We start from the raw sequence: 9,977 nt of genomic DNA, 5'->3' as shown, positions 1-9,977 counted from the left end.
GGCGGCGAACTGCGCCTCCAGGGCCCGGGTGCTGGCGGGGTCGAACAGCTCGACGGCGTCCTGCCCGGCGATGCGCTTGGCCGGGCGCCCGAGGAGGCGCGCCGCGGCCGGGTTGGCCTCGGCCACCCGGCGCGTGCCGGCATCGACCACCAGCACCGGCTCGCCGGAGATCTGGAACAGGAGCCGGTAGCGGGTCTCGGCGGCGCGGAGCCGGTCGTAGTCCCGCTCCAGGGCCTGCTGGGTCTCCACCAGCCGGCGCTGCAGGACGGCCACCGCCCGCATGTCGCGCCCGAGCACGAGGATCGGGCCGCCCTCTGCGGGCCGGATCGACGCGTAGCGGATCGGCAGGTCGGCACCGTCGGGCGAGGGGTGGTTCACCTGGCGCCAGCGGGTGATGCCGTCGGACCCGGCGTCCCGCAGCAGGGCGTCGATCTTCGGGCGGCTCTCCACCGTGACAGTGTCGATCCAGCGCCGGCCCAGCCAGCCCGCCACGGTCTCCGCCGCCGTCTCCGTCGCGAGGTCGGCGCCGACCGCGGCGTCCCGAATCACGCCGTCGGTGTCGATCACCAGGGAGAGGTCCGCCGACGCCGCGACGATGCGCCCGACCGCCTCGCCCTGGAGGAGGCCGGCCACCTGCTGCAGGGCCGCGGGCGGCGACTGCGGGGAGGGGCGGGGCTGAGGGGTCACGGTCACCGCAATGTGATAGTCGGTTGGAGGCCCTTTCAGCAGGCCAAGGCCTGTCTGTCCAGCAAAGCTTCCGCCGCGGCGGGCGCGAGGCACGCGTCCGACGCGCAGGCATCCGCCCCGACGATCCCCGCCTCGCCGCCGTGGCGCGCGAAGAAGGGGCCGCCGACCAGCACCCGGACGTGCCGGTTGCGCGAATCGCGGCGCACCTCCGCCACCGTCGCCGTCAGGACCGGCAGCAGGACGTCGCAGGAGAGCGACAGGCCGACCACGTCGAACCAGTCGGACCGGAGCAGGTCCAGGGGATCGACCCCCGGCCCGGGCACCGCGGTGGTCACGTCCCAGCCCGCCTCCCGGAAGAAGCTCGCGACCAGCGACAGGCCGAAGACGTGGGTCTCGCCCGGGCAGGGCAGCAGCAGGACGCTGCGCCCGTTGGCGGGGACCGATTCGCTCTCCAGCTCGGCGCAGAGGCGGCGGCTCACGGCGTGGAGCCGCCCGAGGGCCTCGGTCACCGCCAGGAAGTCGCAGGCATCCTCCTCCCAGAGGGCGCCGAGATGCCGGGCCGCCGGGGCGAGCAGGTCGAGGAGCAGGCGCGGGAGCGGCAGGCCGCCGTCGCGCAGGGCGTCCACCCGGGCGTCGAGGTCGACCGGGCCGGCGGCCAGGAGCAGGGCGCTGAAATCGGCGATCTCCCGCGCGCTCGGCGCCCGGTCCGCCGGGGCGGCGCGGCCGGCGGGCCGGTGGGCGAGCATCAGGCGCGGCAGGATCTCCGCCTCGACGACCTTGGCGAGCGCGTCCGGGACGGGCCTGTTCAGGTCGGACCAGCCGAGGGCGGTGTCGCGGAACACGGGGAGACCATCGCTGACGGGGCTGCAGCCGGCCGCGGACGGACCGTGATCCAGACGGCCACCGAAATGCCTCCAGTTTCCCATCGGCATCCTCCCTTGAGACGACCCCGGCCCGGGAGGGCCGGCGGATCCGCTCGCGCGCTCGGTGTGGCGTTGCTCGCCCGTCTATTCTTCGTGTCCGTCAGTTCCTGAGGCTGACCAGCCAAACGGCCGCAATCTCTGCCGCCGCGGCCGACGATACGCTTCCTAGCGATCTTGGCAATGATCTTATTCGAAGAAAAGATATCCCTCCTCCTGTCATGCCATCGAAGCGTCAAGCGCACTTGACACTTCTGGGAGCCCCGCCCTAGCCTCTGTCAACGACGGAGCCTCTGGCGCCGCCGATCACAAGGGAGCGGATGCATGGGTCCCGAGGACCGGCCGGCACGACCGCTCTACACGCCCGCCGAACGGCGCCGGCGCGATTCTTCGCCCTGGACCATGATCCAGGGGGTGCTGGCGCCTCTCCAGTTCGCGATCTTCCTGATTAGCCTTGCCCTGGTGCTGCGCGCCCTGGCCACCGACGACGGCCTGCGCGCGGCCGAGATCTCGGTCATCGTGAAGACCGTGGCCCTGTACGCGATCATGGTCACCGGCTCGATCTGGGAGAAGGTCGTATTCGGACGGTGGCTCTTCGCCCCTGCCTTCTTCTGGGAGGACGCGGTCAGCATGCTGGTGCTGGCCCTCCACACCGCCTACCTCGCGGCCCTCGCCACGGGCGTCCTGAGCGGGCAGGCGCTGCTGCTCCTCGCGCTGGCGGCGTACGCGACATACGTGGTCAACGCGGCCCAGTTCCTCCTGAAGCTCAGGGCCGCGCGCCTGGAAGGTGCAGGCAGCCGCGCGCCGCGTCTCGCGGAGGCGCTGCCGTGAACGCTCCTCTGGCCCACCAGCCGCCCTGCGGCGGGATCGACCTGCATCAGGAGCAGGGCCAGCGGGCCGTGTTCTGCGGGCTCACCGGCATCGTCTGGCTGCATCGGAAGATCCAGGACGCGTTCTTCCTCGTGGTCGGCTCGCGCACCTGCGCGCACCTGATTCAGTCCGCCGCCGGCGTGATGATCTTCGCCGAGCCGCGCTTCGCCACCGCGATCATCGACGAACGCGACCTCGCCGGCATCGCCGACGCCAACGAGGAACTCGACCGGGTGGTGACCCGGCTGATCGAGCGCCGGCCCGACATCAAGCTCCTGTTCCTCGTGGGCTCCTGTCCGTCCGAGGTGATCAAGCTCGACCTGTCCCGGGCGGCGCAGCGCCTGTCGAGCCGCCTGAATCCGGTCCGGGTGCTGAATTATTCGGGCTCCGGCATCGAGACCACGTTCACGCAGGGCGAGGATGCCTGCCTCGCGGCCCTGGTGCCGGACCTGCCCCGCGATGCGGACGCGGCGGCGTCGCTCCTCGTGGTCGGCGCGCTGGCCGACGTGGTCGAGGACCAGTTCCTGCGGATGTTTTCCGCGATGGGGATCGCGGATGTCCGGTTCCTGCCCGCCCGCCGGGCCAACGCGATGCCGGCCATCGGGCGCAACACGCGATACCTGCTCGCCCAGCCGTTCCTGACCGACACGGCACGCGCCCTCGAAGAGCGCGGTGCCCGCCGGCTGCCCGCGCCGTTCCCGCTCGGCGCCGAGGGCACGACCGGCTGGCTGCGGGCGGCCGCCGAGGCCTTCGGCGTCTCCGACGCAACCTTCGAGGCCGCGACCGCGCCGGGCCGCGCCCGCGCCGAGACCGCGCTGGCGCCCCAGCGCGAAAAGCTCGGCGGCAAGCGCGTGTTCTTCTTCCCCGATTCGCAATTGGAGGTTCCGCTCGCCCGCTTCCTCGCCCGGGAACTCGGCGCGGAGCTGGTGGAGGTCGGCACGCCCTATCTGCACCGGGGGCATCTCGCCGCCGAGATCGAGCTTCTTCCTGCCGGCACGCGCGTGACCGAGGGCCAGAGCCTCGACGACCAGATGGACCGCTGCCGGGCGGCCCGGCCGGACCTGACGGTCTGCGGCCTCGGCCTCGCCAACCCGCTGGAGGCGGAGGGTCTGTCGACCAAGTGGTCGATCGAGCTGCTGTTCACGCCCGTACAGGGCTACGAGCAGGCCGGCGACCTCGCCGAGCTGTTTGTGCGCCCGCTCCGGCGCCGCGCCTTGCTGGAGGTGTAGCGCCATGCAGCTCACCCTCTGGACCTACGAGGGGCCCCCTCACATCGGCGCGATGCGCGTCGCCACGGCGATGTCCGGGCTGCACTACGTCCTGCACGCGCCGCAGGGCGACACCTACGCCGACCTGCTGTTCACGATGATCGAGCGGCGGGACGCCCGCCCGCCCGTGACCTACACGACCTTCCGGGCCCAGGATCTGGGCCGCGACACCGCCGAGCTGTTCAAGCAGGCGGTCTCGGCCGCCCACGCGCGGTTCCAGCCGCAGGCGATGATCGTCGGCGCCTCCTGCACCGCCGAGCTGATCCAGGACGATCCGGGCGGCCTCGCCAAGGCACTCGACCTGCCGATCCCGGTGATCCCGCTGGAGCTCCCCGCCTACCAGAAGAAGGAGAACTGGGGCGCGTCGGAGACCTTCTACCGGCTGGTCCGCGCCCTCGCCGGGCCGCCAGCCCCGCGCCCGGCACGGGAGCCCGGGCAGCGCCCGCTCTGCAACATCCTCGGGCCGACCGCGCTCGGCTTCCGTCACCGGGACGACCTGATCGAGATCCGCCGGCTCCTCGACACCCTCGGCATCGCGGTGAACGTCGTGGCGCCGCTGGGGGCTACGCCCGCCGATCTCGGCCGGCTGCGGGACGCCGATTTCAACGTCGTGCTCTACCCAGAGACCGGCCGGGCGGCGGCAGAATACCTTAAGAAGAACTTCGGGCAGCCGTTCACGCAAACCATCCCGATCGGCGTCGGCGGCACCCGCCGGTTCGTCGAAGAGGTGGCGGGCCTCGCCGGGACCGATCCGGCCCCGGTGCTCGACGGCCCCGGCTCGCGGCTGCCCTGGTACTCCCGCTCGGTCGATTCGACCTACCTTACGGCCAAGCGCGTCTTCGTGTTCGGCGACGCCACGCACGCGATCGGCATCGCCCGGGTCGCCGCGAAGGAACTCGGCTTCACGGTCGTCGGGCTCGGCACCTACGGCCGCGAATTCGCCCGCGAGGTCCGCGCCGAGGCGGCCGAGCACGGCATCGAGGCGCTGATCACCGACGACTACCTCGACGTCGAGGCGGCGATCCGCGCGGCAGCGCCAGAGCTCGTGCTCGGCACCCAGATGGAACGCCACGTCGCCAAGCGGCTCGGCATCCCCTGCGCGGTGATCTCGGCCCCGGTCCATGTCCAGGATTTCCCGGCCCGCTACGCCCCGCAGATGGGCTTCGAGGGCGCCAACGTCCTGTTCGACACCCTGGTCCATCCGCTGATGATGGGCCTCGAAGAACACCTCCTCGGCATGTTCCGGGAGGATCCCGAATTTCACGACGGCGTCGGCCCCTCGCATCTCGGCGGCAAGTCCTTCGGGACTCCGGCGGACGGGGCGCTCGAGGCCGCGGAACGGGCGCCGGCCGACACCCCTCCGACGCCGGCGCCCGTTCCGATTCTCCTGGACCGCGCGGCGGCTTGGTCGCCGGAGGCCGAGAAGGAGCTGAAGAAGATCCCGTTCTTCGTGCGGGGCAAGGCGCGCACCAACACCGAGACCTTCGCCCGGGAGCGGCACCTGCCGCTCATCACCCTCGAGACCCTCTACGATGCCAAAGCGCATTACGGCCGCTAGAGCGCTCTCCGCCGAGGTGGACGCCGGCTCGGCGCAAGGGAGCGCGTCGAAGTCGTGGCTTGGCGCAGGGCTCCGTCGCGGCGCGATCGGGCCCGCAGCCAAGCCGCCGATCCGCGTCGTCATCGTCACGCTCGACAATCACTTGGCGAGCGCGGTGGAACGGGCGCGCCTGCGCCTCCGGTCGGAGATGCCCGGGCTGGTGCTGTGCTTCCACGCGGCCGCCGAGTGGGAGAACGATCCCGCCACCCTGGAGGCCTGCCGGGCCGACATCGCGCAGGCCGACATCGTGCTCTCGGCCATGCTGTTCATGGACGAGCATGTCCGGGCGATCCTGCCGGCGCTGGCGGCCCGGCGCGATGGCTGCGACGCGATGGTCGGCTGCCTCTCGGCCGGCGAGGTGGTGAAGACCACGAAACTCGGCCGCTTCGACATGAGCGGCACCAAGCGCAGCGCCCTCGACTTCCTGAAGAAGCTCCGCGGCAAGCCGGGCCAGCAGGGCAATGCCGGCCGCCAGATGGCGCTCGTGCGCAAGCTGCCGAAGATCCTGCGCTTCATCCCGGGCTCGGCCCAGGACGTGCGCGCCTACTTCCTCACCCTGCAATACTGGCTCGCGGGGTCGGACGAGAACGTCGCCGCCCTGGTGCGCTTCCTCGTGCACCGCTACGCGGCCGGCGCGCGCGCCGCCTGGCGGGAGGGACCGGCGGCGCCCGCACCCCTCGATTATCCCGAGACCGGCCTCTACCACCCGCGCCTGCCGGGCCGGATCGGCGCCGACCCGTCGCGGCTGCCGCGCCTCGCGGGCGCCCGGGGCCGGGTCGGCCTGCTGGTGATGCGCAGCTATGTGCTCGCCGGCAACACCGCCCATTACGACGGCGTCATCGCCGCCCTGGAGGCGCAGGGCCTCGACGTGGTGCCGGCCTTCGCCAGCGGCCTCGACAACCGCCCGGCGGTGGAGGCCTTTTTCATGCGAGACGGGCGCGCCGCGATCGACGCGATGGTCTCGCTCACCGGCTTCTCGCTGGTCGGCGGCCCCGCCTACAACGACGCAGCCGCCGCCGAGGCGATGCTGGCCCGCCTCGACGTGCCGTACCTCGCCGCCCAGGCGCTGGAATTCCAGACGATCGAGCAGTGGGAGGCGGGGGACCGCGGCCTGTCGCCGGTCGAGGCGACCATGATGGTCGCGATCCCCGAACTCGACGGCGCCACCGCCCCAATGGTGTTCGGCGGCCGCTCCTCGGCCTCCGGCAGCGACAATGCCCGGGACATGCGGGTCCACCCTGAGCGCGCCGCCCGCCTCGCCGAGCGGGTCGCCCGGCTGGTGTCGCTCCGCCGGACCGCGAGGCCTGAGCGGAAGCTCGCCGTCGTGCTGTTCAACTTCCCGCCCAATGCCGGCGCCACGGGCACGGCGGCGTTCCTGTCGGTCTACGCCTCGCTGCTCAACACCCTGAAGGGTCTGGCGGCGGACGGCTACACGGTGGAGGTCCCCGAGAGCGTCGATGCCCTGCGCGCGGCGATCCTGGAGGGCAATACCAAGCGCTACGGGACCCAGGCCAACGTCCACGCCCGCATCCCGGCCGAGGATCATCTGCGCCGCGAGCCCCACCTCGCCGAGATCGAGGCCCAGTGGGGCCCGGCGCCGGGCCGCCACCTGACCAACGGCGGCGAGATCTTCGTCCTCGGCGCGCAGTTCGGCAACGTCTTCGTCGGAGTCCAGCCGGCCTTCGGCTACGAGGGCGACCCGATGCGGCTGCTGTTCGAGCGCGGCTTCGCGCCGACCCACGCGTTCTCGGCCTTCTACCGCTACCTGCGCGAGGACTTTTCCGCCGACGCCGTCCTGCATTTCGGCACCCACGGGGCGCTCGAATTCATGCCCGGCAAGCAGACCGGCCTATCCGAGGCCTGCTGGCCGGAGCGGCTGATCGGGGCGCTGCCGAACGTCTACCTCTATGCGGCCAACAATCCATCCGAAGGAACGCTCGCCAAGCGCCGCTCCGCCGCGACGCTGGTGAGCTACCTGACCCCGAGCCTCGCGGCGGCCGGGCTCTATCGCGGCTTGCTCGATCTCAAGAGCTCGATCGAGCGCTGGCGCGGCCTCGGCCCCGAGGCGGCGCCCGAGCGCGGCAGCCTTGCCGAGCTGATCCAGCAGCAGGGTGCGGCGGTCGATCTCGTGGCCGCGGAGCCCGCGTGGAGCGGCGATCTGGAGGCGCGGGTCTCCGGCCTCTGGGCCGCCCTTCAGGAACTCGAGCAGACCCTGATCCCGCACGGTCTCCACGTGGTCGGCCAGGGCACGCCGGCGGAGGAGCGGGTCGACCTGCTCCTGGCGCTCGCCGAGTCGGCCCACGGCGTGCGGCCGGAGCGGGCCGGGATCGAGGCCCTGGTGGCGGGGCAGGGGATCGAGGCGGCGCTGAAGGCGTCCGGCCTGCCCGCCGACGAGGCGACCCGCGAAGTCCTGAAAAATCTGGCCGAAACCGACCGGCTGCTGTCCCGCGACCACGAGGTGCCGGCCCTGCTGCGCGCGCTGGACGGCCGCTTCGTACCGCCGGTGGCCGGCGGCGACCTGCTGCGCAACCCGGCCGTGCTGCCGACCGGCCGCAACATCCACGGCTTCGACCCCTACCGCCTGCCCTCTGCCTTCGCGGTGGCCGACGGCGCACGGCAGGTGGCCCGGATCCTCGAGCGCTTCGCCGCGGACGGAAAGCCCTGCCCGGAGAGCGTCGCCCTGGTCCTGTGGGGCACCGACAACCTCAAGAGCGAGGGCGGCCCGATCGCGCAGGCGCTGGCGCTGATCGGCGCAAGGCCCCGCTTCGACGGCTACGGCCGGCTCAGCGGCGCCGAGTTGGTCCCGCTCGAGACCCTCGGCCGCCCGCGCATCGACGCGGTGGTCACCCTCTCGGGCATTTTTCGCGATCTGTTGCCTTTGCAGACCAAGCTTCTGGCTGAAGCGTCGTATCTCGCCGCCACCGCCGACGAGCCGGTGGAGCAGAACTTCGTCCGCAAGCACGCCCTGGCGATCCAGGTCGAGCAGGGCTGCGATCTGGAGACCGCGTCCCTGCGGGTCTTCTCCAACGCCGAGGGGGCCTACGGCGCCAACGTCAACCACTTGGTCGATTCCGGGAACTGGGACGACGACGCCGAGCTGTGCGAGACCTTCTCCCGCCGCAAGAGCTTCGCCTACGGCCGCACCGGCCGCCCGGCGCCGCAGCGCGCGCTGATGCAGGCGGTGCTCGCCTCCGTCGACATGGCCTACCAGAATCTCGATTCGGTCGAGGTCGGCGTCACCTCGGTCGATCACTACTTCGACGGGCTCGGCGGCATGGGCCGGGCGGTGGCCCGGGCCAAGGGCGAGTCGGTGCCGATCTACATCAGCGACCAGACCCGCGGGGAGGGGCGCGTCCGCTCCCTGGAGGAGCAGGTGGCGCTGGAGACGCGCACCCGGATGCTCAACCCGAAATGGTACGAGGGCCTGCTCGGCCACGGCTACGAGGGTGTCCGCCAGATCGAGACGCATCTCACCAACACGGTCGGCTGGTCGGCCACCGCCAACGCGGTCCAGCCCTGGATCTACGAGCGGATCACCGAGACCTACGTCCTCGACCCCGCCATGCGCGAGCGCATGGCGGCCCTCAACCCCACCGCCTCCGCCAAGGTCGCCCAACGGCTGATCGAGGCCCACCGGCGCGGCTTCTGGACTCCCAACGCAGAGATGCGGGACGCCCTCGACCGGGCCGAGGAGGAGCTGGAGGATCGTCTCGAAGGCGTCACCACAGGAGTCGCCGCATGAACATCGCCATCCGCAATCCGGTCGTCGCCCGGAAGGAAGAAGGCAGCGTCCAGGTCGCCCTCGATCCGGACCTGAAGATCGAGACCGCCAAGGTCTTCGCGGTCTACGGCAAGGGCGGGATCGGGAAGTCGACCACCTCGTCGAACCTGTCAGTGGCCTTCTCGAAGCTCGGCAAAAGGGTGCTGCAGATCGGCTGCGACCCGAAGCACGACTCGACCTTCACGCTGACCAAGCGCCTCGCCCCGACGGTGATCGACGCCCTGGAGGCGGTGAACTTCCACTCCGAGGAGCTGCGCGTCGAGGATTTCGTGGTCGAGGGCTACAACGGCGTGATGTGCGTCGAGGCCGGCGGCCCCCCGGCCGGCACCGGCTGCGGCGGCTACGTGGTCGGCCAGACGGTGAAGCTCCTCAAGGAGCACCATCTCCTGGAGGACACCGACGTCGTGGTGTTCGACGTGCTGGGCGATGTGGTCTGCGGCGGCTTCGCCTCGCCGCTCCAGCACGCCGACCAGGCGCTGATCGTCACCGCCAACGACTTCGACTCGATCTTCGCCATGAACCGGATCGTCGCTGCGATCCACGCCAAGTCGAAGAACTACCCGGTGCGCCTGGGGGGCGTCATCGCCAACCGCTCGGCCAAGACCGACGAGATCGACCGGTTCAACGACGCGGTCGGCCTGAGGCGGCTGGCCCACTTCCCCGATCTCGACGTGGTCCGCCGCTCGCGGCTCAAGAAGTCGACCCTGTTCGAGATGGACTCGTCCCCGGAGCTCGACGCCGTGACCGCCGAGTACATGCGGCTCGCCGAGACGCTCTGGTCGGGCGCCGCGCCCTGCGAGGCAGTCCCGATGAAGGACCGCGACCTGTTCGAGTTCCTCGGTTTCGATTGAGTT

The 9,977-nt window shown here is 71.5% G+C and carries 7 protein-coding genes; 5 read left to right on the top strand and 2 right to left on the bottom strand.

The window, feature by feature from the left end; translation table 11 throughout:
• Together MMR14E_RS09240 and MMR14E_RS09235 are read right to left on the bottom strand one after the other, a co-directional pair.
• On the bottom strand, positions 1 to 693 hold a 693-nt coding region (locus tag MMR14E_RS09240), incomplete at its 3' end, for a PAS domain-containing protein (protein ID WP_331313813.1).
• 29 nt (positions 694 to 722) lie between these two features.
• Positions 723 to 1,613, bottom strand: coding sequence for a cobalamin B12-binding domain-containing protein (locus MMR14E_RS09235; RefSeq protein WP_331313812.1), 891 nt, complete (start codon positions 1,611 to 1,613; stop codon positions 723 to 725).
• A 318-nt stretch (positions 1,614 to 1,931) separates the two neighbouring features.
• On the opposite strand from MMR14E_RS09235, the gene bchF reads away from it, so the two are divergent.
• From bchF to bchL, 5 genes are read left to right on the top strand one after another with little or no spacing between them, the layout of a single operon-like run.
• Positions 1,932 to 2,438: a 2-vinyl bacteriochlorophyllide hydratase gene (bchF, locus tag MMR14E_RS09230; protein ID WP_331313811.1), complete on the top strand. Its 507-nt coding sequence runs from the start codon at positions 1,932 to 1,934 to the stop codon at positions 2,436 to 2,438.
• Positions 2,435 to 3,706, top strand: coding sequence for a ferredoxin:protochlorophyllide reductase (ATP-dependent) subunit N (locus MMR14E_RS09225; RefSeq protein ID WP_331313810.1), 1,272 nt, complete (start codon positions 2,435 to 2,437; stop codon positions 3,704 to 3,706). The genes bchF and MMR14E_RS09225 overlap by 4 nt, the downstream gene beginning before the upstream one ends.
• 4 nt (positions 3,707 to 3,710) lie before the next feature.
• Positions 3,711 to 5,303, top strand: coding sequence for a ferredoxin:protochlorophyllide reductase (ATP-dependent) subunit B (bchB, locus tag MMR14E_RS09220; RefSeq protein WP_331313809.1), 1,593 nt, complete (start codon positions 3,711 to 3,713; stop codon positions 5,301 to 5,303).
• Positions 5,278 to 9,084, top strand: coding sequence for a magnesium chelatase subunit H (locus tag MMR14E_RS09215; RefSeq protein ID WP_331313808.1), 3,807 nt, complete (start codon positions 5,278 to 5,280; stop codon positions 9,082 to 9,084). Before bchB ends, MMR14E_RS09215 begins: the two co-directional genes overlap by 26 nt.
• Positions 9,081 to 9,974, top strand: coding sequence for a ferredoxin:protochlorophyllide reductase (ATP-dependent) iron-sulfur ATP-binding protein (gene bchL, locus MMR14E_RS09210; RefSeq protein ID WP_331313807.1), 894 nt, complete (start codon positions 9,081 to 9,083; stop codon positions 9,972 to 9,974). Before MMR14E_RS09215 ends, bchL begins: the two co-directional genes overlap by 4 nt.
• Positions 9,975 to 9,977 lie beyond the last annotated feature (3 nt).

The organism is Methylobacterium mesophilicum, from assembly GCF_036441335.1.
GTDB classification, from domain to species: domain Bacteria; phylum Pseudomonadota; class Alphaproteobacteria; order Rhizobiales; family Beijerinckiaceae; genus Methylobacterium; species Methylobacterium mesophilicum_B.
This window is presented reverse-complemented; position numbering and strand designations above follow the sequence as displayed.

Bases quoted from the DNA above. Each gene is read 5' to 3' on its own strand.
- bchB (WP_331313809.1), top strand. From the start codon at position 3,711: ATGCAGCTCACCCTCTGGACCTACGAGGGGCCCCCTCACATCGGCGCG.
- bchL (WP_331313807.1), top strand. From the start codon at position 9,081: ATGAACATCGCCATCCGCAATCCGGTCGTCGCCCGGAAGGAAGAAGGC.
- MMR14E_RS09235 (WP_331313812.1), bottom strand. From the start codon at position 1,613: ATGGGAAACTGGAGGCATTTCGGTGGCCGTCTGGATCACGGTCCGTCC.
- MMR14E_RS09215 (WP_331313808.1), top strand. From the start codon at position 5,278: ATGCCAAAGCGCATTACGGCCGCTAGAGCGCTCTCCGCCGAGGTGGAC.
- bchF (WP_331313811.1), top strand. From the start codon at position 1,932: ATGGGTCCCGAGGACCGGCCGGCACGACCGCTCTACACGCCCGCCGAA.